Below are 25,601 nucleotides of genomic sequence, written 5' to 3'. Positions count from 1 at the left end.
AGGAGCTATCAATAGCTCCTTTTTTATTTAAAATCTCCACAACAGGATTCGACTCACTTTGTTCCCTTGTTCCATACGGATAACTTCCGATTCTTTTACATTGATTTTCTTTAGCTTATGCTGGAGAAAACGAACATCCTCACGGTGGGCAACCAGAGAGGAAAACCATTTGACCTGATCTTTATAGAACTGGCTCTCAAATATCATGCGCGTCAAGAAAGCCTTCTCCCCGCCGTCGCACCAGAGCTCACTTCCTTGTCCTGAAAAGGTTTGGACAACGGTCGTCTCCTCTATTTTAGCATCTTTTATGCCAGTAGTTTTACGTACAGATTGTTGTAATGCTTCCGTTTGTGAACTAAAGAAAGGTGGATTGCAGATAATCATATCGAATTTTTCGCCCGGCAGAATGATATCTTTGAAAATCGCTTTTGGATTGTTTTGTAACCGTATTTGGATGTTCTTTTTGAGGCTCATATTGGTGCGCGTAATTTCAATAGCGTTTTTATAAGCTCTTTTTATGATTTCTGAACCAACAAAACTCCAGCCGTATTCCTGATGACCAATAATGGGATAGATACAACTTGCACCCACACCAATATCCAGCACCTTTACTTTTCCTCCTTTTGGAATTTCGCCATTATTATCCCTGGCAAGCACGTCAGCAACATAATGAATATAATCTGCTCTACCCGGAATTGGGGGGCATAGATTTTCCTTTGGAATATCCCAATGTTGAATGTGGTAGTATTTTTTTAGAAGCGCTTGGTTTAAGACTTTCACAGCTTCAGGGTTATTAAAATCAATTGTTTTGATTTTATAGGCATTTAGCGTGACAAATTCTTTTAAGGAAGGTTCGACTTTGCAAAGTTCGTCAAAATTGTAATTATCGAGATGTCTATTTCGAGGGTGTAATTTCTTTGTTGGATTAGCGTCTGCCATGTTATAATATTTGCAACAAAAGTAATGCAATTCTATTGAATAAAAAAGGTGATGCTTTTGCACCACCTTTAAAGACTTAATCTTTTCGTATGAGATGAACCTCCGATGTCTGCGGAAAATTCAGCGGAACTCGCTCAACTGTGACAAAACTAGAATCTAAACCAAATCCTTTTTCTTCGGATAAACTCATTTTTTTCAGGTAACCATAAATGTCCATAATCACTTTTTCGATCCACGACATCTGATTGGTTTTGGATAATACTTTCTCCAGCACAACAAATTTGAAATCTCCTGGAATATTATGTTTACGTAGGGTATCGTATTGGCTTGTAATGTCTATTTCGCCTTTTTTAACCATGTCTTCAACGACTTTTCGGAAAAGTAGACTGATACGCTGCTCTTCTCTAAAACCTAATTTAAAGTCGATGCGAATCAGTTTTCCAGGGATAAGTTGATCAATGGAGTATTCTCTTGTGTGTGGGTGATCCATGACATCGACGTGGACCAGCCAATAAACGTCGGCGCGCTTCGGTTTTTTATTGATGATGGAATAAATAATCTTAGCTTCGATTTCAGATTTGAAATTCGCGCTGGTCAAGTATACCAAATGTGAGGCAAAAGGCGGGACGGATTTGTCTTCACTCAATTCCGATATAATCGGATAATATTTATTGATATTGATAAAATTGACAAAACGATTTTTAATCTTACGCGCTGTATACCAGCAGTACATTGTACCGAACAGGGCAATCGCTAATAGCAATGTCAACCAACCACCGTGAGCAATTTTTACACCGTTACCAATCAGGAAGGTCAATTCAATCACAAAATAGGCGACTAGGAAAATGCCGATGAGCACGCGATTGACTTTTTTCATGGCAAGGAAATAGCCCATTAGAACTGTTGTCATTAATACCGTTAGGTTGATGGCAAGACCATAGGCTGCATCCATTTTGCTTGATTCTTCAAAAACCCAGATAACGATCATACAGCCAATCCAGAGAATGAGGTTGATCGATGGGACATATAATTGTCCTTTATGCTCGCTCGGATAGCGTATAGCAACTTTGGGCCAGATATTTAAACGTACGGCTTCCGAGATTAAGGTATAAGATCCAGAAATCATCGCCTGGCTGGCGATTACGGCAGCAATGGTCGCAATAGCAATACCATAGCCGATAAACCAATCCGGCATAATCGAGTAAAATGGATTTGCCCCACCTAAGACCCTTCCTTCTTGTGTCAATAACCAAGCTCCTTGACCAAAATAGTTTAATATCAAGGTAATTTTGACATAGATCCAGCTGATGCGAATATTTGCCTTACCACAGTGGCCCATATCTGAATACAAGGCTTCAGCACCTGTAGTACAGAGGAATACTGCGCCGATGAGGAGTAGCGAGTGTGGGTAGGTTATTAAAATATGAAAAGCGTAATATGGATTGATTGCTTTCATTACTTCCGGCGCCAAATGGATATGAGATAGACCAAGGACACCAATAATAGTGAACCAGATCGTCATTAATGGGCCAAACACCTTTCCGACGACAGAAGTACCAAACCGTTGAATAATAAAAAGCAAGGAAATAATCGTTACGACAATTGGTACGGTTGGCAAGCCCGGAAATTTGATGTCCAATCCTTCTATCGCTGAGGATATGGTGATGGCTGGTGTGATCATCCCATCGGCAAGTAACGTTGCTGCACCGATCATCGCGGGAAAAATTAACCAAGGTGCCCGTTTGCGGACCAACGAGTAAAGTGAAAGGATTCCGCCCTCGCCTTTGTTGTCCGCGCGCAACGTGATCCAGACGTATTTAATGGTGGTTTGTAAGGTAAGTGTCCAAAAGACGCAGGAGAGACCGCCCAGAACGAGATCTTTTTGAATGGCACCCTGTCCCATGATTGCTTTGAAGACATATAGCGGGGAGGTTCCGATATCTCCGAACACGATTCCTAAACTGATCAATAATCCGGCGAAGCTCACCTTATTGATGCTGTTGTGATGACTGTTATCTGTCATTTAATTATTATTTTATTTCAAAATATAATGCAAAAATATACTTTTTACTTGTACTCTAAGCAGGTACATTTTCTGCGCCAAATTTTAGCATTTCATTTGACATGCACAATAGCTGTTAAAATTTGTTAAAAGAATCTTTTGATCCCTCGATTCACTAAAAAACTTTTAAACAAAATAGTAACTTTGTTGTTGATAATTCAAATAGTTAGCGTTATATTTGATTAAACCGTAACCAATATTTGAAGTCTAATTTAACACTATGGGGAGAAATCTACTTAAAGCAGCTTATTTAACACTTATTACCGCACTGACTTTGTGCAGCGGGGTAGCTCAGGTGTATGCGAAATCTCCTGATGACCATACTTATTTGCAAGCTACTTGGAACGGTAATGAGGGATTTGGCGATAACACGATCAAGGATACAGAAAAACTGATTAATAACGTTAAAGTATTCTATAATCCTATTGCCGAACAGGTTAATCTTTCATTTAAATTGGCAAAGTCATCGAGTGTATCTATTAAGGTCATGGATGCTTTAGGAAACGAGATTCTACAGTTGATGAATGGAAATCTTGATGCTGGTATTCAAAATCTTTCGTTTGAACATGGAGGGAAATTGACAACTGGATTTTATTTTGTGCGTGTAGTTGCCGGATCGGAGACTGTTGTAAAAAGATTTTCTGTCCGTTAATTGAAAGAAAAGATTTGATTGATAATCAACATCGTTAAAATAAAAAAACAAGGGGGATCATTTGATCCCCCTTGTTTTTTTATTTATTCTTGAGCCTCATCAATCCAGCGCCCATCATCTTTAATGATCTTGATCAGTTCGTCCAATGCCTGCGCGGAGCTTACGTTCTTCTTGACGACTTGCTGACCTCTGTACAAAGTTACTTTATCGGGGCCAGCACCCACGTAACCATAATCTGCATCGGCCATTTCACCGGGGCCATTCACGATACAACCCATAATGCCAATTTTCAAGCCTTTGAGGTGATTGGTACGACTCCGAATCATTTGCGTGGTTTCCTGAAGATCGAACAAGGTCCTTCCGCAGCTTGGACAAGAAATATATTCTGTTTTGGATATTCTCGAACGCGTGGCCTGTAATATACCGAATGAAAGTGATGCTATATTTGCTAATGGCGTGGCTGGAGAATCAATCCATATCCCCGAGCCTAGACCATCAATTAATAAAGCTCCCATATCGGTGGCAGCATATAACTGTATTTTTGAGATAGGCTCCTCTGGATTCATGAATTCGGCCATAGGCCCTGAAAAATCCGCTTTACGATATGACCTTTTGATAATAACAGGATTCTCAATACCTATTTCCTGTAAATTTCGAAAAAACTGACGCTGGTCAGCCATTCCATGTGTATGATCAGTTTCTAAGATAAATACAACCGTCTTGTCTAAAAGCAGTGACTCAAATAATGGACTCGTTAAATCCGTATTACGTATTTTCACCATGTTCAAAACACGATCCCTATTGTCCGTTTGGACAAATTCTTCCAATGTATAGAGCGGATGGATATTTGTTTTGTCCTGAAGTTTCGACCAGGTCATAATGTTATATACCTGTTTTAAATTGGCAGGCATATTAAAGGAAGGCAATTGATCTCCTAGATAGACAAAATCTACGGATTGTTCCCCCATATGATATTTATCCAAAATCATATCATATCGGTAACCTACTTTTGCCAGAATTTGCGCATCCTTGAGATTCTCATTTGAAATATCCACCACAATCCGCGGCACCAGCGAACCACCGATGAAGGTATTGACCTCTTGACTCTGATAGGGGATAGCCGGACTATCTGGGGAGAGTTGTATGATTTCTTCTGACTGACGGGCCAAGGTGGCTTTTCGCTTGCTATACCTATTGACTAAGGCAATCGCTACCGGAGCTTCTCGCTCAGGCTCCTCGGTCAAGGAAACCCTTACCGTATCTCCAAGTCCATCTTCCAGCAGTGTACCTATCCCTACTGCGGATTTTACACGACCATCTTCTCCATCACCAGCCTCGGTCACCCCAAGGTGTAAAGGATAATTCATGTTTTCAGCAACCATCTTTTCAACGAGCAGACGGTAGGCTTTGACCATGACTTGCGGGTTGGAGGATTTCATTGAAATACAAAGGTTATGGAAACTAAGATCTTCACACATGCGGATAAATTCCATCGCAGATTCGACCATTCCCTCAGGGGTATCCCCATAGTGGCTCATGATCCGATCTGAAAGTGAACCATGATTAGTACCGATGCGCATGGCAGTACCATACTCCTTGCAGATCTTTACCAAAGGAGCAAACTTCGTGTAGATACGTTCTAGCTCCAATTTATATTCATGCGCAGTATAGGATAACTGGTCAAACTTCTTCTTGTCGGCATAATTGCCGGGGTTAACCCGAACCTTCTCAACAATGCGTGCTGCAACTTCAGCCGCATTGGGTGTAAAGTGTATATCCGCGACTAAGGGGACATGGTAGCCTCTTTTTCGAAGTTCACTTTTTATATTTGCTAGATTCTGAGCTTCTTTTATACTAGGTGCAGTGATACGGACATATTCACATCCTGCTTCCACCATACGAATGGTTTGTTCTACAGAGCCCAGGGTATCCATGGTATCTACCGTAGTCATACTTTGAATACGGATCGGGTTGTCTCCACCCATGGGGATATCACCGATCTGAATTTCCCTGGTCTTCCATCTCGAATATTCTACCTTGGAATTGCAATAGATTCCTGGTAAAGTCAACATATTACTTGTGTTCATATATAACACAAAGTTAGCTTTTCTTGACTAAAAATTCGCTGTCAATTAATATCTTCTAATTTTTATTGATGCGATTCCACCATTGATATCAAAATCAAATTTTTCGGTTGCAGCATCGTAATTTGTTGATTTAACCATACCATCTGTTTTTAAGAAATCGCCTTCATAAGAAGTAGATGATAAGGCATTATCGCTGGTGATACGACATGCAGCATTTTTTGGGATTGCAATTTCGATCGAAGATGCACCGGCATCCATGGATATTTTTGTCGTTGCGAGAGGTTGTCCAAGTTTTAATTTTAGACTTGTCGCTCCGGCATCAATATCCAATACCTCAATTTTATAAGGTGAAAGATCTAATTTGGCATCAATTGCACCGATATCAAAGTTCAGCTTCCATAGGATATTTGGATTAAGCGCAATGTAAGTATTGTTATTTTTACTATTAAAATCTTTGTCTTTAACTTTACCTTTTAAGTTAATGTTTATTTTATCTGGGGATTCCCCATGAGTAGTCATACCCAAAAGATAGTCACTGGAGGTATTATAGGCAGTGAAGATGGATGATGTTGTTATACTATCGTTTTTCAACGAAGTAGCACCTAGATCGACGCTTAACGTTGCGCTTTTGATTTTATCATCCAAAGGGATTTGCAGTTTTTGCGTTGTATAATTAGTCTTATCATTTGGATCGTCCATATCGATTTGTACACCCTTATTTTTTAGCAATTGTGTTAATAGGGGCTCTTTTGGGGTGGATAAACCGATATAAGTAAGGAATCCCAAGATGATTACAGTGGCGCCGATAGCAATAAACTGTCCTATTTGTTGATCTTTAGGAACGAGCATTCGGATTCCTGCGAGGACAATGAATAAGGGCCAATACCTGAAAATTCCAACCCAATTAAAGGAAATGCTATTCAGTTGGGATAATAATAAGACAATCCCTATGAAAAGAATTGTGATTCCAGTTGTTATACGTTGTGTGTTCATGACTAATTCCGTTTGTTATATACCCCAAAAGTAAATCGCTTTATTGGACACTGTATGAAAGATTAGGCTATTATACATAAAAATTCGGTAAATGTGACTAATTGGTCGGTAAGTAATTTCGTTTTTCTCCCACTTTTTCGGTTTCTGCTTGTTTATATATTTGTTGGAATTAATTACCTTTAATGGATACATGGGCTAAACATCGTGTTTGGAATGTATAATACATGGAATTTAAATTGATAATATGATTTTTCATCACATTGGTGCATATCTTATACTCCTGAAATCAGTCTTTAAAAAACCTGAGAAAGGACGAATTTATTGGAAGGAAACCTTATTGGCCATGACAGATATCGGGATAGGGTCTTTGGGACTTATTGTGATCATTTCGACTTTTATCGGAGCGGTAATGACCATGCAGATTGCATTTCAGATGGTTTCCGACCTTATTCCCAATTCGATTATAGGGTCCATTAATAGGGATTCTAATATTTTGGAGTTGGGACCTACGATTTCGGGATTGGTATTAATGGGGAAAATAGGCTCATCGATTTCTTCCCAAATAGGTTCTATGCGCGTAACCGAGCAGATTGATGCCTTGGAGATTATGGGGATCAATGCCCCTGGCTATCTCATATTGCCTAAAATATTGGCCGGCGTGACGATGATTCCGATGTTGGTTATTATTGCCATTGTCTGTGCATTGGTGGGTGGACTATTGGGCGGTTCCCTTTCTGGAGCGGTGACACCAGCAGATTATATTTTGGGTATTCAAGATAATTTTAATGGTTTTACTGTGACTGTAGCACTTGTAAAAGCGTTCGTATTTGGCTTTATCATCACTTCTGTATCCGCATATAAAGGTTACAAAGTGAAAGGCGGAGCCCTCGAGGTGGGTCAGGCAAGTACGGAAGCTGTTGTGGTGGGCTGTATTACCATTCTGGCAGCAGATTATGTGATTACAGCATTAATGCTTTAAAAAGATTCTATGATTGAAATTGATAATATTAACAAATCCTTTGGTGATAACCATGTTTTAAAAGGTATCAGTGCAACTTTCGAACCTGGAAAAGTGAGTTTGATCATTGGTGGATCAGGTTCGGGGAAAAGTACCTTATTAAAATGTATCGTTGGATTGCATCATCCTGAAAAGGGTAAAGTACTGTTTGACCACACCGATTTCACCCGCATGAATTTTGAAGAACGGGTACCGATTCGAAAAGAAATCGGGATGTTATTCCAGAATTCGGCCTTGTTTGATTCAATGACAGTGGAGCAAAACATCATGTTTTCCCTGGACATGTTTACAGATATGTCCAAATCGGAGAAGGTAGACCGTGCGAATCATTGTTTGGAACAGGTTAACCTGGAAGGACGAAACAAGTTATTCCCCGCAGAATTATCTGGGGGGATGAAAAAACGTGTTGGTATTGCACGTGCAATCAGTATGAATCCCAAATATCTTTTTTGTGATGAACCCAATTCGGGTTTAGACCCCGAAACCTCTATTGTAATTGATGAGTTGGTGCTTAAAATTACCCAAGAATTAAAGTGTACGACGGTTGTTGTGACTCACGATATGAATTCCGTTATGGGCATCGGCGAATATATCCTGTTTTTGTTTAAAGGACAGAAATTTTGGGAAGGATCAAATAAAGATATGATGCGATCAGATGTTGAGGAGTTAAATAATTTTGTATTTGCAAGCCCGTTGATGAAAAGCGCCAAAGCTTCTATGGGACAATAATTGCTGAAAATAAAACCTTTGAAATCAATAGTCTCTTTTCTTTGTATGAATTGTGACAATACTGGTTTACATGGATTTTTTATATGTTTTCAGCGTATGAAATCCATTTTTAAATAACATGGACCGAGGCTAAATTTCAATATAAAAGAAATTTAGCTTAGTTTTGTCGGAAAATTTTGATTTTGGCAACAACGAATATACAACTATTGACCCCACAACATTGGAAAGACTATGAGCTTATAGACTGTGGTGATTTTGAGAAATTAGAACGCTTTGGCGACCTGATATTAATTAGACCGGAGCCACAGGCGGTATGGCCCAAGGCTTTGAGCGATGCAGAATGGAACAAACGTTATCATATCAAATTCAAAGGGCGTTCAGCAACTTCCGGAGAGTGGTTGAAAAAAAATCCAAAAATCCAAGACCGTTGGCATATCCAATATAAAAACAATGATGTCGCGATCAAATTTAGATTGGGACTGACATCGTTTAAGCATGTGGGGATATTTCCTGAACAAGCAGTCAATTGGGATTATATTTCGGAATCTGTCCGTTCATTTAAGACAGAGAAACCCAAAGTTTTAAATCTTTTTGCCTATACGGGAGGCGCTTCATTAATAGCGAAGGCTGCAGGAGCGGACACAACACATGTCGACTCTATTAAGCAAGTGGTGACTTGGGCCAATGAAAATATGGAGATTTCCAATCTGGATAATATTCGTTGGGTAGTTGAGGATGCATTGAAGTTTGTCAAGCGTGAGCTAAAACGTGGAAATACATACAATGGTATTATTTTGGATCCACCAGCATACGGACATGGACCAAAAGGAGAAAAGTGGAAGCTCGAAGACCATATTATGGAAATGATGACTGAAGTTGTGCAATTATTGGATCCTAAAGAGCATTTTTTGATCTTAAATACCTATTCATTGGGTTTTTCTTCGGTCATTGTGGAAAATTTAATAAAAACTGCTTTTCCAAAAGTAGAAAATTTAGAAATTGGCGAGCTTTTTCTGCAAGCTACTGCAGGACCAAAACTGCCACTGGGAGTTTTTGGGAAATTTCGTAAAATTGCACGATAATTTTGCCGTTGAATAAACAGGAATATTTATCAGTCCTATAAACGCGACAGGCCCACAAGGCCTGTCGCGTTTATTTTAGTATCCAAATACCTATATCTGAAGATCTTTTAAACGGATGGTTGCAAGCTCCAGCTGTAAGGGTATGGCTTCCAGGGTGCTTTTGGGAAGGTGTGAGAGCTGATCTTGTAGTTTATGATAATAATCTATTCCTGCCTGTAATTGTGCTTTGAATTTGGCAACATAATTTATTTTTTTGTCATTGAATTTATCTTTATTGTCGCCAATATATTTTTGGATATGATCGATATAAAGGTTTAATTCATTGATCAGCACAAATGGCCGATCTGAATGCTCCAGTATCGATACGCGGCCGTAAATATGATCAATCATCTGTTGTAAAGAATATTGTTTTTTGAACCAGTACAGATTTGGTCCCGGGCAAATGGACACAGCTGTTTGCTCCTTATTTCGTTGGATATTATATTTGAGATAAGCAGGGGTAGCCAGTCCTTCACAGAGACAGGTTTTTTCGGTGATGGTATCGAATGCCTTGTTATATTCTTCATTCGTAAGTTGCTGTTTCTGCAATTCCAGGATTTTTTGATGTTGATATGCGCGCGAAGCGGTACAAATTGGTTTTTCTCCAAACTCCCGATTGGCGATCAGATATTCCTTTTTGCAAGGGCTTCCGGGCCTTCCTTTTTGGATACGATCCAGTCGCAGCTTTTCGGCGCTACTTGGTCTAAAATTATTAAATGGTACGCCTAAAGGTGAGGCCCCACTACAATAGAAATCTGTCTTCTTAGCTTCTGCCAGTGCTTTCAATGTTTCATTGTCCACAGTAGTAGCTTCTGGAACCATTAAAAATGGCGATCCCCAGCCTACAGCATCAAATTCATAGTAATCCAATAAAAATTGATGTTCCATAGCGGTGCCTATTCCACCTTGTACGGTATATTTGATCTGAGGTGAATCGCTTAACTGTAATCCCTGCCCTAGCCAATAGTCCTGATAAATTGTGAAGAGTTCAGCTTGTAAACTTTGTTTTTTCGCCTTGAATTCTTCCAAAATGGGCCCCAATAGAAAACCATCTGTTGCAAAAGCATGTCCACCGCAATTTAATCCAGACTCTACCCGAAATTCAGAAACCCAGACTCCTCTTTTTGCGAGATATTTTGCCTGGATAAGCGATGATCTAAAGTCGCTGACTTTTAAAACGACCTTCTTGTCAAAGCTGCTGTCAGCCTTTGGGAAGAATGCCGGTAATTCGGCAAGATAGGCATATAGATGCGGGTTCATTCCTGCGGAGAGAATGACTGAGGAGTGTAATATGGAATTAGCGAATCCGCGTAAGGCGGCTAAGGCATCCGAGTAGCGCTGCGCTAGAGGAATATCTTTTTTATAATTTATTTTGTCCACTTTGGACATAATATTAACATCGATGTCTCCGGGTTTCAGATAATTGATCAAAAGATCTTGAAGCGCTGTTTTGATCGCGCGATTTGTTTCAATTTCCATCGCGTGAAAGATCGGTTTTGAGGGATGTGAATCCGGTAAAAGCTGGAAGTATTTGGTTAGTTCCGAGTTTTCAGTAAAGGATTGATGTTTCAAGGAATCTATCTGCCTATTGACAATCTGCTGTACGAGATTGAGATAGGCGGTGATTCTATTTGCACGGTAATCGTCATCAGTTGTGCGGATCGGATGATAAGGAATTTGATATTGTCCGCAGTAATAACAGCGTATGCGCTCGATGAGCTCATCATCAACAATAGACATCACGGATGAAATTCCGTATTGTGCGACTTTAATAGCTGAATCTATTGAAAAAGCTAGTCCCAATACAGGGATATGGAAAGTGTGTGTCATTTTTAAATATTTCTTTTACGAAATAATCAAGAATAACGCGATAAAAAAATAATGACTACACGTCTAAAATGGTGATTGTGATCACTATTCAAATACGATGGTTTTATAGTCGTTGAGCATCACCCGGTCTTCGCTCAATAGGCGTATTGCTCTGCTTAAAACGGCTTTCTCAATTTCTTTCCCTGCAGTTACCATGTCTTTAACGGTATACGTATGATTGACGTGGCGTATATCTTGAACGATGATAGGACCTTCGTCAAGCTGGTCGGTGACAAAATGCGCAGTAGCACCAATAATCTTTACTCCTCGGGAATGCGCTTGTTTGTAGGGATTTGCGCCAATGAATGCAGGAAGAAATGAGTGATGTATATTGATCAACCTATTTTCGAATGTAGCAACAAATAAGGAGGAGAGGATGCGCATAAATTTCGCCAGAATAATATAATCAAAATTGTAATTTTTGATTTGCGCAATCAGTTGATTTTCAAAATCTTCTTTTGATAAACCTTCGTGCGAGATACAATGGAATGGAATATCAAATTTATCCGTAAACGAACGTAAGGTATCATAGTTACCAATGACCGCCTGTACTTCTGCTCCCCAGGTTTCGAAATGTTGTCGCACCAGAATATCTGCCAGGCAATGATGTTCTTTTGTGACAAGGACAATAATTTTTTTCCGATTGCTGGGGTTGACTTGAATCTGGGCGGAAGGCGGAAGCACTTCGGCAAGCGAATTGGCAAGCTGCATCTGATCGGGAAATAAACCGTTACAGACGACACGGACAAAAAATTTATTCGCTTCTTCATCAACATATTCCCTCATGGTAATGATATTAAGCTGATATTTGGCCAATGTATTGGAAATATTGGCTACCAATCCAACAGCATCTTGACATTGGATCAGAATTAAGGTTTGGTTGTGCATGAAATATAGGTCGTAGGTCGCAAAAAAGCGGGTTAATTTAACCCGCTTTTTTTGTTAGTTCTTCTTCAAGGTCTACTTCTACACGCAAATTCTCGACGATATGTTTTTGTCGGTCCGGTGTATTTTTGCCCATGTAGTATTCTAATAATTGTTGAATTTTATTGTCTTTTGATAAAATAACAGGATCAAGACGGATGTCTTTTCCGATGAATAGGCCAAACTCAGAAGGTGATATTTCACCTAAACCTTTAAACCGCGTGATCTCAGGCTTGGCTCCTAGTTTTGCAATTGCTTTTTGACGTTCTTCATCGGAGTAACAATAGATTGTTTCCTTTTTGTTCCGAACCCTGAATAATGGTGTTTGGAGGATAGATACATGACCTGCTTTGACTAAATCTGGGAAAAACTGTAAGAAAAATGTCAATAACAAGAGACGGATGTGCATTCCATCGACATCGGCATCAGTAGCAATGACAATATTGTTGTACCGTAGTCCATCTAGTCCATCTTCGATATTGAGTGCATGTTGCAAGAGATTGAACTCTTCATTTTCATAAACAATTTTTTTGGACATGCCATAAGAGTTCAATGGTTTTCCTTTTAAACTGAAAACTGCTTGCGTCTGTACATCACGTGACTTGGTAATTGAGCCTGATGCGGAGTCTCCCTCTGTTATAAAAAGAGTAGTCTCTTGGTTGCGCTCGTTTTTATCGCTGAAGTGGACTTTACAGTCACGCAATTTGCGGTTGTGTAAAGATGCTTTTTTAGCCCTTTCATTGGCCAGCTTTTTGATCCCGGCAATATCTTTACGCTCTCTTTCAGATTGAAGAATACGTTTTTGCAGTGCATCCGCTGTACTTGGATTTTTATGGAGATAGTCATCCAACGCTTTTTTGACAAAGTCATTGATGAAGCCTCTCACTGTAGGGCCTTCTGGACCGACACTCTGAGAACCTAATTTTGTTTTTGTTTGGGATTCGAAAACTGGTTCCTGTACTTTGATGGCAATGGCGCCAATAATCGAGGATCGAATATCCGATGCGTCAAATTCTTTTTTGTAGAACTCGCGGATTGTTTTGACTATTGCTTCACGAAAGGCTGCTTGGTGTGTTCCGCCCTGTGTTGTATGTTGACCGTTTACAAAAGAATAGTATTCTTCTCCATACTGTTGACCGTGGGTCATTGCGATCTCAATATCATCACCACGGAGATGAATGATTGGATAGCGCATGGATTCGGAATCTATATTTCTTTCTAATAAGTCTTTTAATCCATTTTCAGAAATAAACTTCTGTCCGTTAAAGTTGATGGTAAGACCTGAGTTTAGAAAAACATAGTTCCAGATCATATTTTCCACAAATTCCGAACGATATTTGTAGTTTCTAAAAATAGAATCGTCTGGATAGAATGTTACTGATGTACCATTGCGTTGGGTCGTGTCTTTCTGTTCGTCATTCACCAATTCGCCTTTAGAGAACTGCGCAATACGTGTTATATTTTGTCGGTATGACTGTACGGTAAACTGACTGGATAGTGCATTGACAGCTTTTGTACCCACACCATTTAAACCAACGGATTTTTGGAAGGCCTTGCTGTCATATTTACCACCGGTATTAATTTTGGAAACTACATCTACGACGGAGCCAATTGGAATTCCCCGACCATAGTCACGTACCGAAACTTTGTTTTCGTTTACCGTGATATCAATGGTTCTACCGGCACCCATCACAAATTCATCAATCGAGTTGTCGACGACTTCCTTCAATAAAACATAGATGCCATCATCATAGGCCGAACCGTCCCCCAATTTTCCTATGTACATTCCCGGACGAAGGCGGATATGCTCTTTCCAATCCAGGGACCTAATACTGTCTTCGTTATATGTACTCATAAATTTATGTAGAACTTAGCTAACAAAAGTATAAAAAATAAACCACGATATGTAGTATAAAAGACTAAATTTTTTAGATATCTATGGTTTCCGATAGGAATGGTAAAATTGGCGGTTTCCAAGGAAATGTTTACATTTAGTGTAAGTAATTGTAAAGAGAAAAATTTATGGGGTTATTTGATAAAATCAGAAATGAATTTATAGATATTATCGAGTGGGTCGATAATAGTACAGATACGATTGTGTGGAAATTTCCGCGGTATCAGAATGAAATAAAGATGGGTGCTCAACTTACTGTACGGGAGGGGCAGGCAGCTGTATTTTTGAATGAGGGAGTTGTGGCCGATGTATTTCACCCCGGCAGATATGAATTGACAACGCAGAACATGCCCTTAATGACAACTATTAGAGGTTGGAAGTATGGTTTTAACAGCCCGTTTAAGGCTGATGTTTATTTTGTCAACCTACGCCAGTTTGTTAATCAACGTTGGGGAACAAAAAATCCGATCATGTTACGTGATCCTGAATTTGGACCGATACGACTTCGAGCCTTTGGAAATTTTTCCTTTCAGGTAAGGGATATCTCTGTTTTTATGAAACAGTTGGTTGCGACGACTCCGGTGTTCACCGTAGATGATATTACGGAGCAATTGCGCAATATTGCCGTTTCCAGAGGCATGGATGCCATTGCGGAATCAAAAATTCCAGCTTTAGATCTAGCTTCGAATTACGATGAAGTTTCTGCAATGATCCAACAGAAAATTGGCGGAGACTTTGAAGAGATCGGATTAAGCCTGACCAAATTTTTGATAGAAAATATCTCATTTCCAGAGGAGGTTGAAAAAGCACTGGATAAACGAAGTAGTATGGGAGTGGTTGGAAACCTCGGCGCCTATGCGCAATTCCAGGCGGCAAACTCCATGGAAAAAGCTGCTGAAAACCCAAATAGCGGTGGCATTGTTGGTGCTGGTTTTGGCGCTGGTCTGGGAGCAGGAATGGTTGGGCAGATGGGTAACGTGTTTCAGCAAAATAATTTTGATGGTAACAATCCTACCGTTGCGGCTGGGGCAGGTGCAGCAGCAGGGTCGGTTGGACCGCCGCCACTACCGAAGGCCGTGGCTTATTACTTGGCTATAAAAGGGAAACAAGAAGGACCATTCGATCAGGAACAATTACGTGGACTGCTTGGGGAGGGTACACTCACGGCTTCGACTCTAGTTTGGAAAGAAGGGCTTGATAATTGGACAGAAGCTGACAAATTTGTTGAATTGAAGGATTTGTTTTCGCAAACCCCACCACCAATTCCTGGAGTTTAGAGATCTAAGTGCTATCACGCGTATGAGTTTTGAAGAGAAGACCTCTGAAATAGAGCGGGGGTTAAAATGCCAAGGTTGTGGTGCTGTTTTGACTTATCAACCGGGAACTTCCTACCTGGAATGTTCGTATTGTGGGACTAAAAATGAAATTGCGGATAACATGCCGGAAGGTGGGGAGATTGAAGCAACGGATTATAAAGTTTTTGGAAAAGCGATGGAAGGTGTCGCGGATGAGCGATACAGCTATCTGGCGGAAGTCGTTCATTGTAGCAACTGTGGGGCTAATTCGAGGTTGAATCCGCATGTTACAGCAGATGTGTGTGCCTTTTGCGCATCGCCGTTGGTTATTGATCATCAGCAAAAACGTATCGTTAAACCCCATGGACTTGTACCTTTCTCAGTGGACTATAAACAAGCCTTTGGTTTATTAACGCAATGGGCAGGGAAAGTCTGGTTTGCTCCAAATGATTTCAAGCGGATTTTCAATACGCGGAATGATCGGTTGAAAGGCGTATACATCCCATTTTGGTCATACGATTCGGATGTACATTCTTCTTATGAAGGATCCCGTGGGGAATATTATTATATCACACGGACACGACGTAATTCTGACGGTGAAACGGAGGAATATGAAGAGCGCCGCACGAACTGGTATCCTGCTTCAGGAACGATTTATAGCCAATTTAGAGATATCGTTGTCTCTGGATCGACCTCGCTGCCCGAAAAATTTTCGGATAAAATTGGCCCCTGGAACTTGAGTTACCTGAAGCCATTTAACGAACAGTATCTGAGTGGTTTTATTGCAGAGACTTTTAGTGTCGACCACGTTGTGGCGGCCCGAACCGCCCGAACTATTATGGATCGCGAAATTGAACGGCAGGTCGAAAACGATATTGGAGGGGATACCCAGGACATTGATTCCATTGATAGCGATTTTAAGTCGATCCAATTGAAATATATTCTGTTGCCCGTATGGCTTTCAGCTTATCAGTACAAGGGCAAGAGTTATCAGATCATGGTTAATGCGTTCAACGGTAAGGTATATGGACAAAGGCCCTACAGCTTTTGGAAAATTGCTTTCTTGGTATTACTAATTCTTATTATATGTTATCTATTGCGCTTTATGGGATAATAGGCGCAATAAAAGCAACAAAAAGAGCTATATTTCGAAAAGTATAGCTCTTTTTGTTGCTGCTGTAAAATGTAATTATTTATTTAAAGAAAGCAAGAAGCCAATCGTAAAGTTTGCATCCCAATCAAATACAAAGGTATCGCAGTTGGTCGCATCTTTAAGCGCTTTGTAGATGTTGACCCCGCTTTTAGTTTTTATTTTGTCAGTTTTATAGGAAGCAGGATCGTTCAATACCGTAAATCGTTCTTCTCCTTGACGTGTTTGAGATGCCAGTTCGAAAGGAACTCCACCAATGATAAAGCAGACTTCTCTTTTTGAAGCCGGTATTTTCTCACCTAATTTTTTTACTTCCGCATAAACAGCATCATCCTTTAGATCTTTTTCATAATACTTTGCCCCTGGAGCTTCCACAGATTTAGTGTCGCCTTCAATCCAGGAGATTTTGGTGTTACCGGAACCGATATCCACAACGAACGAGTTGTCTTCGTAAGATTTAGGGAGCACAGATTTAAGCGCTAATTTCCCCTCTTGTTCGGCTGTCACTAAATTCACGACGAAGCCCATCTTTCTAAGTTCTGAACTGATGACGGTTGTTTTTGGTTCTTTTTGGGCGCCGGAACTGATCACAAAGTGAATGTTTTTGGACTTCACACCTTTATCGAGCATCATACCAATATAATCCTTTAGCCCTTTGCGGATATCTTCGGTGTTGGCTAAGCCCTCATATGCAAAAGATTTACCAAAATCTTTGGAAATGATTTCCCAACGGTTTTCTTTATCCATATTGACAACAAAAGAATTGAAGCCTGAAGCACCTACTTCAACAACACCCTTATACTCGCCGTCAACAGGCTTTTCAGGTTGATAGTTGAATGAGCGGATGTTTTCTGATCCTGAGGTTGCAGGGCCGGTAGCATTGATGTTAGTTGAGTCTGGTTTAACTGCAAGCGTGGTGTCAAACTTGCCGGATTGCATAGCCCAGTAGCCAATAGCAAGAATAGGTACTGCGATAATAATTGCTTTAATAGGCCATCTTAACCTAGCCCATGTCGATTTCTCTTCCATAATTTTGAATAATATGATATTGTTTTGTTAATTAATCCAGTAATGTAAAACCCTTGTCGACTTTCTCCTCCGGTTTGAGTTCATAGCTTGCGTCGGACATTTGTGTGACGTTGAGCACCTTTAAATTACGTTCGTCAACCTTACGGATAAATTCTTCCAATTCTCCCTGTGAAGGAGCGCCGCCTACGGTGATGTTGTTGTTTTGATCCAGGAAGTCCAGGTTGGAACGAATGGATGCTATGTTTTGGCTAATGGCACCTGTAGCAGCATTCATTGCCTCCTGAAAAGCCCAGCCATCTTTAATATTAAATACATCGGCAAGCCCATCCGTCGCATTTTTCATTTTTTGCGTTGCTTCGAGCTTCTTCGAAATGATGGAGATGCTGCTATCCAGCGTACTTACATAAATACGGGCCGCACTTTCATTGTCTTTGAGGACTTCCAATACTTTCGCAAACTGATTGGCGTATTGCACATAACTACGGGCATTTTGTTCTTCTGATTCCCCTTCCTTACCTAGCAGAAAAGCTTTGGTACGTGTTTCCTTAGCATCTCTTGCATATGCGTTGGCTTTTTCCGCATTATTCCTGCTCGCTTCCTCCTTTGATTTTTCGTCAAGGTTAGCAGCTTCTGCTGTAAACCTTTTTGCATAGGTATACTTTTCTTCGGCGGTTTTTTGTGCCGTTTCACCACTTTGAATCATATCGATGCGCACACCATCCACATTGCTGATCTTCTCCTTCACACGTTTTAGGGTGTCTTTCGCATCACGGGACAACAGTTGTAAGGTCTCTATCGGATTGTTTCTGATAATGGATTTCTCACCTTTGAAAAGCAATACGGTACCCAAGCGATGTAGTAGAGCAATAATCTTAGGTGCTAGAAGTAATAAGGTGATCAGGATAATGCTGAAGATCACAAATAAAATACTCTTTCCGGCATATTCAAGCATAATGGGCAGGTATTTGAAAAAAGCAAATGCGCCCCCCAGTATCAGTGCCCAAAAGAAAATTGCAGAGACCGTCTTTTTTGCTTCCGGAGATTTTAATTGAGCGGGCAAATGGTCTCCCAAAACTTGAAATATCGGGAGCTGTGTCTTTATTTCAGCAGGAATATTAATGTATTGGTCTTTTCTTTCCATTGATTTATAGTTATGTAATTGATTGATTAATCATATGCAGTGCGCTGTTTATTTCGGTAATAACCTCACCGACGGCTGCGTTGCCTATGGCTATTTTTTGTTCGATTTCTTTAATTTTTGGTTCGTACTTTTCATTAATTTGTCCCAGTGCGATTTGCTTTTTCTGTAGATCATCCTGCAATTTGCTGATGTTTTCTGTTATGGTTTTAATTTCACTGTTCAAATTGGCGATCTCCATGGTGCGGTCCTGTTCCGTCCTTCTCTTTTCATCCTGTTTCTGTTCTGATTCTTTGGCAATGGTTTCTTTAAGCTTATTAGCATAATTTGTGCCAGTTGCCACAAGCTTTTCCTTCGATAATGAACTATCGACAAACTTCAGGGAGGTATATGCGGCTTTTAAGGTATTTTCCTCTACTTTTCCCATTGCAGCAGCAGCATTCCATACTTCAAAAAAATCAACTCCCTGTTCATTGAGTTTTTCCAGGATAGCGTATACTTTTAGTTTCATTTCTTTGAGATCCGTGGAACCGTCATTAGCTGTTATGGGGATAGGAGGCGGAGTTTTACCGGTGGGCACGGGAGGCGGTACCGACCTATATGTTGGTGCAGGAGTACTTAATTTTTCTGTAGTCGGAGCAGGTGGAACCGGAGCCGGCGATGGTGTAGCGGAGCTTGTCTGATCATCCTCGAAAATTAATTTTTTAAGACTATTTAATATCCCGGAACTTCTTTTGTTTTCATCGTTGCTCATAATGTGACATTTTATTATACGTATACTAAAATAGTAAAAATTAGGATTGTGGCAGCTAAATTTATTGGATGAAATCATCATCAGGTTAATTAATGGTCAAAATGGGATGAATAGAGGTGATTCCAGTCTGGATAGCAAAGGGGAATACGATAAATGACTTGACATTTAACGAATTATTAAATCAATAAGCTGTGTGAAATAGGAATATGGTGCGCAACTGGGGGGAGATTACCTAAGGGAAATAAAGAGGGAGAACAAAGATTTCCAATGCTGAATTGGAAATCTTTGTAAAAAATAGCTTGGGATCTTTCTATCTTCCAAAATCGTCTTGAACGCGTACGATATCGTCCTCATCAGATGGGTTATTGGCATCTGTATGTTGCCAAATTTCAGCTAAAATACCAAAGCCGTCCAAACCGATTAAGCGGTGACGTTGCCCCTGGCGTAATCTGATCGTTTCGCCTTCTTTTAAGGTAGAGACAACAGATTCTTCATCTGTATCAGAAACCATAACACCCACGTTGCCTTGAATGACACGCCAGATTTCGGCCCGACGATGGTGATACTGCCAAGAAAGTCTCTTGTCTGGTGCAACGATCAGAATTTTTGGACTTAATTTTCCAGAAATTCGTAATTCCTGAACATCCAATCCTCCGAAATACTCATTGGCAAACTCCTGTGCCTGCGACTCGTCGATAACAAAAAAGCCACCCCAAGGGCGTGCTGCATCCGATTTCTCAATGTTGAACCCTTTGGATGTCAACATTTCTTGCACTTTTTCAAATAATGCGGTTTTATCTATAGCCATGTTATAAAATTTCTAAAAATTTATTGATCCTTAATTCAGCAGCTAAATATAGAAAAAAATCATTAATGTTTTTAGTTAACCGTTTTAGCTTTGATAAAATCATCAGTAAAACACGTTTTTTTATAAAGTATACAATGCAGGGATAGGATATGTTTTCAAAATGAAATCCTTAGTTTTGTGGTCAATCTAATTTCAGGATATGTCAAATTTTCAAGTCGATCGGGAAAACACAGCATTTATGCAGGCTGTTGCATTTGTTAACCAAACCAATCAGAATGTATTTATTACGGGAAAGGCAGGTACAGGTAAGACGACTTTCCTGAAGTATATCCGTGAGCATAGCTATAAAAAGATGGCAATTACTGCGCCCACGGGTGTAGCAGCCATGAACGCAGGTGGTACAACTTTACACTCTTTATTTTGGCTTCCTTTTGGAACTTTTGTGGAGGACTATGAGTTGCGTTGGGATGAGCAGGATAGTCATATCTATAATAAATCCCGTTTATTCAGCACAATAAAACTAACGAAACAAAGACGGGCGATTTTGCAGGAACTGGAGCTATTGATTATTGATGAGGTTTCCATGGTACGGGCAGATACATTAGATGCGATCAATGTGATATTACAGTCTGTTCGCCGGGATATGCGGCCTTTCGGTGGATTACAGGTATTGTTTATCGGAGATTTATATCAATTACCGCCCGTGGTCAAAGATGCGGAATGGAACATCCTTCGCGATCATTATTCTTCGGTGTTTTTCTTCAATGCAAAAATCTTACGGGATAGCCCTTTGGTCATGTTAGAACTTAATAAAATCTATCGTCAGCAGGACGAGGGCTTTATTTCGATTTTGAATGCGATACGGAATAATCAATGTACCAGTGAGATGCTGGCGACCTTAAATGGCTACTATCAGCAAGATTTCGTGCCAAGAGAGGAGGAACAATATATCACATTGACATCCCATAATCGAAATGCCGACGAGATCAATAGTGCAAAGTTGGCCTCGTTATCTGGGAAAATGCTCAACTTAAAAGCCGTCGTAAAAGATGACTTCGCACAAGGATCTTACCCCGCTGAGGAAACGCTATCATTAAAAATAGGTGCACAGGTGATGTTTATCCGAAATGATTCTGGTGAGGAGCGAAAGTATTACAATGGTAAAATAGGTACCGTAAAGGATATAGATACAGCACATGGTACTGTATCGGTTACTTTCCCAGATGGTTCTGATGAGGTGACTGTTAAAAGAGAAACCTGGGAGAATATCCGTTATAACTATGATAAAGGACAGGATCAGATCAAAGAAGAAATTCTAGGTACATTTTCTCAATTTCCGCTACGATTAGCTTGGGCGATCACCATTCATAAAAGCCAGGGATTGACCTTCCAGAAGGCGATTATAGATGCGGGTACTTCTTTTGCTGCAGGACAGGTCTACGTTGCCTTGAGCCGTCTGACAAGTCTGGATGGATTGGTGCTTAAATCTATTATTCCATCTTATGCCATCCGTACGGATTACCAGGTGGTTGATTTTGCACAACGGGCACATTCCCAGTCCAATATCAATGAAATATTGGAACAGTGCCAACGAAATTATCTTGGACAGATTCTGATGAATGGTTTTCGATGGGATGGACTCTTGGCGGAGACTTCAGAACTGCTTAAATCAATGGAAGAACGCAATATTGATGGGAAGGAAAAGGCCATTCAGTTTTTTCAGGATGTGGTTAAACAACTCCAGACGCAGGAGAAAGTAGCACATAAATTTATTGTTGTCCTTTATGATCTTCTCCGGGATAAGGATGCGATTGATTATGATCTGATCTGTGAACGTTCCACTGCCGCTGTCAATTGGTTTTTGCCTCGAATGGATAAGGACCTTATCGAAGCGTTGACAAGGCACATTGAAGAATACCAGATCCGTAAGCGAACAAAAAAATATATCGATGAGCTAAAGGCGGTATTGCTGGATTATAAAAGAAAACGTGAACAACTGCAGCACTGTTTAATTATTGCTGAAACGCTGTCCAAAAGAGAGGATTTTCAAACAGCCATGCTTGATGTAGCCGCTCAGGTTAAAACGAAAGAAAAGGAGGTACTGGCAGCTCAAATTGCTGATGAGGAAGGCGCGAAGAAGTTGGATACAAAAGATATTTCATTGGAAATGTTTAAAGAAGGGATGAGTATCGCTGATATAGCAGGTAAGCGCGGGATGGTAGCCGGTACAATTTACGGGCATTTGATTAATTTTGTAGGCACGGAGGTCGAAGCAACTGAATTAATTGATCAAGAGAAGCTCGACCGTATCCTAGATGTCATTCGAGCAAATCCAGAAAAATCATCTTCGGAACTTAAGATGATTTTGGGCGCAGATATAGACTATCCGGATATTAAAATTGGACAAAAAGTTTTAGGATTGTAGTCGGTAAGGATTTATGATGTATATTTGTCAACCTTTTATTTAAGCTAATTGAAAGAGGAAAAAACCAATAAGAAAATTAACAAATGGATTGTTTTTACTTCCATGCCGATTCAAATGGGTGTGACAATATATTTATTTTACTGGGTCGGAAGTTGGTTAGACAATAAATATGCGATTGCGGGTGAATGGGGGATGAAGGGATTGACATTGTTAGGAGTGGTTGTGTCTTTGTATCAGTTTATTAGGCAAGCAAATCAAATTAATAAGAATGAATAGTTATTTGAAAAGCGTCCTTGTACTGCTTATCGTCTTTGTGGCAAGTTTTGCTGCACATTATTTAGTGATATCTGGTATGAACATGGGGCAGTACTGGTCACAGACTACCTACAGCCTCGTTGGTATGTATGCATTTGGATGCTGTTCTTCGTTGCTGGTTGCGGTGTTGGTCTTTTTTGCAAACTGGTCCATGCCTGAGAAATTAGGTGTCATATTTTTGGCGCTGGTGCTCTTGAAGGGTGTTGCAGGGTATATTTATGTTAAAGACGGGTTAAAGACCGTTGAAAACAACTTCATCGAATATAACTTTTTGGTTGTATTTTTTGTCGCTTTGTTTGTCGATGTATACATCGCTTTCAGCGCTTTAAATCAAGCAGATAAAAAGGTTTAAACTATTTTTGGAAAAAGTTTAAACAAATGGTGATTTATGCCAAATAAAATTGTATTTTTGCGCAAAATTTTTTATTATTCAATAGTAATCTGAAATGGTGAATCTTAAGAGAGCACTTTTATTATTTGCAGTAATTTTTCTTGCTGTCAATCCTTTTACCTTAAAAGCAGCTGAAGAAGCGCATGGGGATGCGCCTAAAACCCAAGCTGAGGAAATCAAAGCGTATAGTCAACATCACTTACAAGATGATCATTATTTTTCTTTGTTTTCCGATCAAAAAGCAGGAAAACATTATGGTTTTCCATTGCCAGTAATTCTTATTGATAATGGATTGGTTGTTTTTTCTTCTGGTGAGTTTCATCACGGCGAGTCTGTTGTGGAGAAAAATGGTCAATACTATACCCTTTACCACGGTAAGATCTATAAAACAGATGCTACAGGTACCTTAAACTTTGATGAAGCACATCACCCTACAAATGCAAAACCGCTCGATTTCTCGATTACAAAAAATGTGGTGGGGTTATTATTAGCGGCGTTCTTATTGTTCTGGGGTTTTATCTGTTTAGCTAAAACTTATAAGAAAGGTGTTAATAACCTTCCTAAAGGAGTCGGTCGTGTTCTGGAGCCCTTGGTTTTATATGTACGCGATGAAATGGCTGTTCCTAATATCGGCCACCGTTATAAAGAATTTATGCCTTATCTATTATCTGTGTTTTTCTTGATCTTTGTTTTGAACTTATTGGGTATGACTCCACTAGGTTTTAACGTGACAGGAAATATTACGGTAACTTTGTGTTTGGCTTTATTCACTTTCTTTATTACCAACTTTAAAGCGAATAAAGATTATTGGAAACACATTTTTTGGATGCCGGGTGTTCCAGTTCCTTTTAAATTTATTTTAGCACCAATTGAGGTGTTGGGTATGTTTACTAAACCCTTTTCCTTAATGTTGCGTTTGTTTGCGAATATCACTGCAGGTCACTCTGTTGTGATGGGGTTGATCGCAATCGTCTATTTATTTCAACAACAATTGACCGTCGGTGGTAGTATCGGGGTGTCTATGTTGTTAACTCTAGTGTTGTTTTTCTTGGAGTTATTGGTTGCGTTTTTGCAAGCTTTTATCTTTACGATGTTGTCATCCCTATTTATCGGAATGGCAGTTGAAGAACACGCACATCATTAATCGAATTTTTTTGTTAAATTTTATAAAATAATTATTATGTACAACTTAATTGGAGCAGGTTTAATCGTAATCGGTGCAGGTTTAGGTTTAGGTAAAATCGGTGGTTCAGCAATGGAAGCTATCGCTCGTCAACCAGAAGCAGCATCTAAAATTCAAACTGCGATGATCATCATTGGTGCCTTAGTTGAAGGTTTAGCATTCGGTGCTTTAATCTTAGGTAAATAATCCAAGCTGATTAAAAGTTTACTAAATACAGTTTGCAACGGTTGGTTGCAAACTGTATTTAAACAAAAAAATACAAACAAAAGAAAATTATAATTTACAATTGTATATAAATGGAAGCATTAATTAATCAGTTCTCGTACGGTTTGTTCTTTTGGCAACTAATCATCTTATTGGTTGTGATCTTTTTATTGGGCAAGTTTGCCTGGAAACCTATCGTCAACGCTTTGGATGAACGTGAGCAAGGAATTGCGAATGCATTGGAAGCTGCTGAGAAAGCTAAATTAGAAATGGCTCGTTTGACAAATGAAAACGAACAATTGCTTAAAGAGGCTCGTGCGGAACGTGATGTTATCCTTAAAGAAGCAAAAGAGCTAAAAGAAAAAATCGTTGCTGAAGCAAGAACACAGGCGCAATATGAAGGCGCTAAAATGATTGCTCAAGCGAAAGAGGAGATCGACGAACAAAAGAATAAAGCTTTGGCTGAGGTAAAATCACAAGTTTCTTCTTTGTCTTTGGATATCGCCCGTAAAGTGTTAAACAAGGAATTTGAGGACCAAGGTAAGCAAGAAGCTTTAGTAGCAGATTTGCTTAAAGATGTTAAATTGAACTAATCCGGTCACTCAAATTACGAAATAGAAT

The 25,601-nt window shown here is 39.7% G+C and carries 23 protein-coding genes; 12 read left to right on the top strand and 11 right to left on the bottom strand.

Features of this window, described 5'->3' with window-relative positions:
* Positions 1-27: 27 nt before the first annotated feature.
* Positions 28-939 (bottom strand): 23S rRNA (adenine(1618)-N(6))-methyltransferase RlmF, encoded by a 912-nt coding sequence (rlmF, locus tag HMAT_RS26015; protein ID WP_104385753.1) that lies wholly within the window; start codon positions 937-939, stop codon positions 28-30.
* 76 nt (positions 940-1,015) lie between these two features.
* Positions 1,016-2,962 carry a KUP/HAK/KT family potassium transporter gene (locus HMAT_RS26010; RefSeq protein ID WP_104385752.1) on the bottom strand — a complete coding sequence of 649 codons (1,947 nt, stop codon included), beginning with the start codon at positions 2,960-2,962 and terminating at the stop codon, positions 1,016-1,018.
* A 259-nt stretch (positions 2,963-3,221) separates the two neighbouring features.
* Between HMAT_RS26010 and HMAT_RS26005 the strand changes: the two genes are divergently transcribed.
* Positions 3,222-3,653, top strand: coding sequence for a T9SS type A sorting domain-containing protein (locus tag HMAT_RS26005; RefSeq protein ID WP_104385751.1), 432 nt, complete (start codon positions 3,222-3,224; stop codon positions 3,651-3,653).
* A gap of 83 nt (positions 3,654-3,736) precedes the next feature.
* Here the strand turns inward: HMAT_RS26005 and ispG are convergent, their stop codons facing one another.
* Positions 3,737-5,740, bottom strand: a complete 2,004-nt coding sequence (gene ispG / locus HMAT_RS26000; RefSeq protein ID WP_199768770.1) for a (E)-4-hydroxy-3-methylbut-2-enyl-diphosphate synthase — start codon at positions 5,738-5,740, stop codon at positions 3,737-3,739.
* Positions 5,741-5,785: 45 nt separating this feature from the next.
* Positions 5,786-6,733 carry a LiaI-LiaF-like domain-containing protein gene (locus HMAT_RS25995; protein ID WP_104385749.1) on the bottom strand — a complete coding sequence of 316 codons (948 nt, stop codon included), beginning with the start codon at positions 6,731-6,733 and terminating at the stop codon, positions 5,786-5,788.
* Between the two features lie 244 nt (positions 6,734-6,977).
* Between HMAT_RS25995 and HMAT_RS25990 the strand changes: the two genes are divergently transcribed.
* From HMAT_RS25990 to HMAT_RS25980, 3 genes are all read left to right on the top strand, one after another.
* Entirely contained in the window at positions 6,978-7,712 is a 735-nt protein-coding gene (locus tag HMAT_RS25990) for an ABC transporter permease (protein ID WP_104385748.1), read from the top strand.
* A 9-nt stretch (positions 7,713-7,721) separates the two neighbouring features.
* Positions 7,722-8,480 carry an ABC transporter ATP-binding protein gene (locus HMAT_RS25985; protein ID WP_104385747.1) on the top strand — a complete coding sequence of 253 codons (759 nt, stop codon included), beginning with the start codon at positions 7,722-7,724 and terminating at the stop codon, positions 8,478-8,480.
* Positions 8,481-8,656: 176 nt separating this feature from the next.
* Positions 8,657-9,562 carry a class I SAM-dependent methyltransferase gene (locus HMAT_RS25980; protein ID WP_104385746.1) on the top strand — a complete coding sequence of 302 codons (906 nt, stop codon included), beginning with the start codon at positions 8,657-8,659 and terminating at the stop codon, positions 9,560-9,562.
* A 90-nt stretch (positions 9,563-9,652) separates the two neighbouring features.
* On the opposite strand, the gene HMAT_RS25975 is transcribed toward HMAT_RS25980, so the two are convergent.
* From HMAT_RS25975 to HMAT_RS25965, 3 genes are all read right to left on the bottom strand, one after another.
* Positions 9,653-11,431 carry a hypothetical protein gene (locus tag HMAT_RS25975; RefSeq protein ID WP_104385745.1) on the bottom strand — a complete coding sequence of 593 codons (1,779 nt, stop codon included), beginning with the start codon at positions 11,429-11,431 and terminating at the stop codon, positions 9,653-9,655.
* A gap of 84 nt (positions 11,432-11,515) precedes the next feature.
* Positions 11,516-12,358, bottom strand: coding sequence for a formyltetrahydrofolate deformylase (gene purU / locus HMAT_RS25970; RefSeq protein WP_104385744.1), 843 nt, complete (start codon positions 12,356-12,358; stop codon positions 11,516-11,518).
* A gap of 37 nt (positions 12,359-12,395) precedes the next feature.
* Complete coding sequence (locus tag HMAT_RS25965) at positions 12,396-14,249, bottom strand: DNA topoisomerase IV subunit B (RefSeq protein WP_104385743.1); 1,854 nt, start codon at positions 14,247-14,249, stop codon at positions 12,396-12,398.
* A 167-nt stretch (positions 14,250-14,416) separates the two neighbouring features.
* Here HMAT_RS25965 and HMAT_RS25960 point away from each other — a divergent pair, with 167 nt between their 5' ends.
* Positions 14,417-15,565, top strand: coding sequence for an SPFH domain-containing protein (locus HMAT_RS25960; RefSeq protein WP_104385742.1), 1,149 nt, complete (start codon positions 14,417-14,419; stop codon positions 15,563-15,565).
* Between the two features lie 22 nt (positions 15,566-15,587).
* Positions 15,588-16,697 (top strand): hypothetical protein, encoded by a 1,110-nt coding sequence (locus HMAT_RS25955; RefSeq protein WP_104385741.1) that lies wholly within the window; start codon positions 15,588-15,590, stop codon positions 16,695-16,697.
* Positions 16,698-16,772: 75 nt separating this feature from the next.
* On the opposite strand, the gene HMAT_RS25950 is transcribed toward HMAT_RS25955, so the two are convergent.
* The 4 genes from HMAT_RS25950 to HMAT_RS25935 form a co-directional block, all read right to left on the bottom strand.
* A complete protein-coding gene (locus HMAT_RS25950) occupies positions 16,773-17,762 on the bottom strand; it encodes a hypothetical protein (protein WP_104385740.1) in 990 nt (329 codons plus the stop codon).
* Positions 17,763-17,793: 31 nt separating this feature from the next.
* Complete coding sequence (locus HMAT_RS25945; RefSeq protein WP_104385739.1) at positions 17,794-18,903, bottom strand: hypothetical protein; 1,110 nt, start codon at positions 18,901-18,903, stop codon at positions 17,794-17,796.
* A 10-nt stretch (positions 18,904-18,913) separates the two neighbouring features.
* Entirely contained in the window at positions 18,914-19,654 is a 741-nt protein-coding gene (locus HMAT_RS25940) for a hypothetical protein (protein WP_104385738.1), read from the bottom strand.
* Positions 19,655-19,964: 310 nt separating this feature from the next.
* Positions 19,965-20,420 carry a phosphoheptose isomerase gene (locus tag HMAT_RS25935; protein ID WP_223581170.1) on the bottom strand — a complete coding sequence of 152 codons (456 nt, stop codon included), beginning with the start codon at positions 20,418-20,420 and terminating at the stop codon, positions 19,965-19,967.
* 241 nt (positions 20,421-20,661) lie between these two features.
* On the opposite strand from HMAT_RS25935, the gene HMAT_RS25930 reads away from it, so the two are divergent.
* The 6 genes from HMAT_RS25930 (at position 20,662) to HMAT_RS25905 (ending at position 25,573) form a co-directional block, all read left to right on the top strand.
* Positions 20,662-22,887, top strand: coding sequence for a helix-turn-helix domain-containing protein (locus HMAT_RS25930; protein ID WP_104385736.1), 2,226 nt, complete (start codon positions 20,662-20,664; stop codon positions 22,885-22,887).
* Positions 22,888-22,935: 48 nt separating this feature from the next.
* The gene (locus HMAT_RS25925) at positions 22,936-23,163 is read left to right on the top strand and encodes an AtpZ/AtpI family protein (RefSeq protein WP_233789610.1); all 228 of its coding nucleotides are present in this window, start codon (positions 22,936-22,938) and stop codon (positions 23,161-23,163) included.
* Positions 23,156-23,554, top strand: coding sequence for a hypothetical protein (locus HMAT_RS25920; RefSeq protein WP_104385735.1), 399 nt, complete (start codon positions 23,156-23,158; stop codon positions 23,552-23,554). The genes HMAT_RS25925 and HMAT_RS25920 overlap by 8 nt, the downstream gene beginning before the upstream one ends.
* Positions 23,555-23,648: 94 nt before the next feature.
* Complete coding sequence (atpB, locus tag HMAT_RS25915) at positions 23,649-24,737, top strand: F0F1 ATP synthase subunit A (protein WP_104385734.1); 1,089 nt, start codon at positions 23,649-23,651, stop codon at positions 24,735-24,737.
* Positions 24,738-24,773: 36 nt separating this feature from the next.
* Entirely contained in the window at positions 24,774-24,962 is a 189-nt protein-coding gene (atpE, locus tag HMAT_RS25910) for an ATP synthase F0 subunit C (RefSeq protein ID WP_028070619.1), read from the top strand.
* A 110-nt stretch (positions 24,963-25,072) separates the two neighbouring features.
* Positions 25,073-25,573 carry a F0F1 ATP synthase subunit B gene (locus tag HMAT_RS25905; protein WP_104385733.1) on the top strand — a complete coding sequence of 167 codons (501 nt, stop codon included), beginning with the start codon at positions 25,073-25,075 and terminating at the stop codon, positions 25,571-25,573.
* Positions 25,574-25,601 lie beyond the last annotated feature (28 nt).

Source organism: Sphingobacterium sp. HMA12 (assembly GCF_002933815.1).
In the GTDB taxonomy this organism is placed as follows: domain Bacteria; phylum Bacteroidota; class Bacteroidia; order Sphingobacteriales; family Sphingobacteriaceae; genus Sphingobacterium.
The sequence above is the reverse complement of the archived record's forward strand: the minus strand, read 5'-3'. Positions and strand labels throughout refer to the sequence as shown.

What these genes read in the sequence shown, in the direction of transcription:
- rlmF (WP_104385753.1), bottom strand. Translation starts at nt 939, where the DNA reads ATGGCAGACGCTAATCCAACAAAGAAATTACACCCTCGAAATAGACAT.
- HMAT_RS26010 (WP_104385752.1), bottom strand. Translation starts at nt 2,962, where the DNA reads ATGACAGATAACAGTCATCACAACAGCATCAATAAGGTGAGCTTCGCC.
- HMAT_RS26005 (WP_104385751.1), top strand. Translation starts at nt 3,222, where the DNA reads ATGGGGAGAAATCTACTTAAAGCAGCTTATTTAACACTTATTACCGCA.
- ispG (WP_199768770.1), bottom strand. Translation starts at nt 5,740, where the DNA reads ATGAACACAAGTAATATGTTGACTTTACCAGGAATCTATTGCAATTCC.
- HMAT_RS25995 (WP_104385749.1), bottom strand. Translation starts at nt 6,733, where the DNA reads ATGAACACACAACGTATAACAACTGGAATCACAATTCTTTTCATAGGG.
- HMAT_RS25990 (WP_104385748.1), top strand. Translation starts at nt 6,978, where the DNA reads ATGATTTTTCATCACATTGGTGCATATCTTATACTCCTGAAATCAGTC.
- HMAT_RS25985 (WP_104385747.1), top strand. Translation starts at nt 7,722, where the DNA reads ATGATTGAAATTGATAATATTAACAAATCCTTTGGTGATAACCATGTT.
- HMAT_RS25975 (WP_104385745.1), bottom strand. Translation starts at nt 11,431, where the DNA reads ATGACACACACTTTCCATATCCCTGTATTGGGACTAGCTTTTTCAATA.
- purU (WP_104385744.1), bottom strand. Translation starts at nt 12,358, where the DNA reads ATGCACAACCAAACCTTAATTCTGATCCAATGTCAAGATGCTGTTGGA.
- HMAT_RS25965 (WP_104385743.1), bottom strand. Translation starts at nt 14,249, where the DNA reads ATGAGTACATATAACGAAGACAGTATTAGGTCCCTGGATTGGAAAGAG.
- HMAT_RS25960 (WP_104385742.1), top strand. Translation starts at nt 14,417, where the DNA reads ATGGGGTTATTTGATAAAATCAGAAATGAATTTATAGATATTATCGAG.
- HMAT_RS25955 (WP_104385741.1), top strand. Translation starts at nt 15,588, where the DNA reads ATGAGTTTTGAAGAGAAGACCTCTGAAATAGAGCGGGGGTTAAAATGC.
- HMAT_RS25950 (WP_104385740.1), bottom strand. Translation starts at nt 17,762, where the DNA reads ATGGAAGAGAAATCGACATGGGCTAGGTTAAGATGGCCTATTAAAGCA.
- HMAT_RS25945 (WP_104385739.1), bottom strand. Translation starts at nt 18,903, where the DNA reads ATGGAAAGAAAAGACCAATACATTAATATTCCTGCTGAAATAAAGACA.
- HMAT_RS25940 (WP_104385738.1), bottom strand. Translation starts at nt 19,654, where the DNA reads ATGAGCAACGATGAAAACAAAAGAAGTTCCGGGATATTAAATAGTCTT.
- HMAT_RS25935 (WP_223581170.1), bottom strand. Translation starts at nt 20,420, where the DNA reads ATGTTGACATCCAAAGGGTTCAACATTGAGAAATCGGATGCAGCACGC.
- HMAT_RS25930 (WP_104385736.1), top strand. Translation starts at nt 20,662, where the DNA reads ATGTCAAATTTTCAAGTCGATCGGGAAAACACAGCATTTATGCAGGCT.
- HMAT_RS25920 (WP_104385735.1), top strand. Translation starts at nt 23,156, where the DNA reads ATGAATAGTTATTTGAAAAGCGTCCTTGTACTGCTTATCGTCTTTGTG.
- atpB (WP_104385734.1), top strand. Translation starts at nt 23,649, where the DNA reads ATGGTGAATCTTAAGAGAGCACTTTTATTATTTGCAGTAATTTTTCTT.
- atpE (WP_028070619.1), top strand. Translation starts at nt 24,774, where the DNA reads ATGTACAACTTAATTGGAGCAGGTTTAATCGTAATCGGTGCAGGTTTA.
- HMAT_RS25905 (WP_104385733.1), top strand. Translation starts at nt 25,073, where the DNA reads ATGGAAGCATTAATTAATCAGTTCTCGTACGGTTTGTTCTTTTGGCAA.